This is a genomic window from Maribacter spongiicola (assembly GCF_004364165.1).
GTDB classification, from domain to species: domain Bacteria; phylum Bacteroidota; class Bacteroidia; order Flavobacteriales; family Flavobacteriaceae; genus Maribacter; species Maribacter spongiicola.
This window is the reverse complement of sequence record NZ_SOAY01000009.1, coordinates 1-1,067: the sequence shown is the minus strand read 5'-3', so window position 1 is coordinate 1,067 and position 1,067 is coordinate 1. Positions and strand designations below refer to the sequence as shown.

Here is a 1,067-nt window from a genome sequence, read left to right as displayed (position 1 = left end):
AACTCGGCGATTATAGATACCAACAATACGGTAACTACATTGGTAGACAATGGTGATGGTAGTTTCACGTACACATCAGAAGATGGTACGGTAACCACGTTTACAGAAACATTATCAACTTTAGTGGACAACGCAGATGGTACATTTACGTATACCAATGAAGATGGCGTAATAACTACATTTGATGCAAAGCGTTCTACAGTTTTAGATAACGGAGATGGAACATTTACGATCACGGACGATTCAGGAAACTCGGCGATTATAGATACCAATAACACCATAACTACATTAGTAGACAATGGCGATGGTAGCTTTACCTACACATCAGAAAATGGTACGGTAACCACGTTTACAGAAACATTATCAACCTTAGTAGACAATGCGGACGGAACATTTACATACACCAATGAAGACGGAGTAGCGACTACGTTCGATGCAAAGCGTTCTACAGTTTTAGATAATGGCGATGGAACATTTACGATCACGGACGATTCAGGAAACTCTGCAACAATAGATACGAACAATACAGTAACTACACTGGTAGACAATGGTGATGGTAGTTTCACGTATACATCAGAAAATGGTACAGTAACAACATTTACGGAAACATTATCAACTTTAGTGGACAACGCAGATGGTACATTTACTTATACCAATGAAGATGGCGTAATAACTACATTTGATGCAAAGCGTTCTACAGTTTTAGATAATGGCGATGGTACTTTTACAATCACGGATGATTCTGGTAATGCTGCAACTATTGATACAAATCAGGTTGCAGGATCATTAGTTAATAATAACGATGGTACTATAACATATACAGATGGTACAGGTTCTTCTCAAACTTTAGGTTTGGTAAGTACTAATGCTAATAATGATATCCAAGTTGGAACAGATGGTGGTTTATACTTAAATGTAGCATCTGTTACAATTGATGAAACAATCACATCTTTAGTGGACAACGCAGATGGTACATTTACATATACAAATGAAGACGGAGTAGTAACTACATTTGATGCAAAGCGTTCTACAGTTTTAGATAACGGAGATGGAACATTTACGATCAC

General features: G+C 37.4%; 1 pseudogene. It reads left to right on the top strand.

Annotation, left to right across the window (positions count from 1 at the left end):
- Nucleotides 1–1,067: pseudogene (locus CLV90_RS19145) on the top strand (hypothetical protein); the annotation flags it as partial.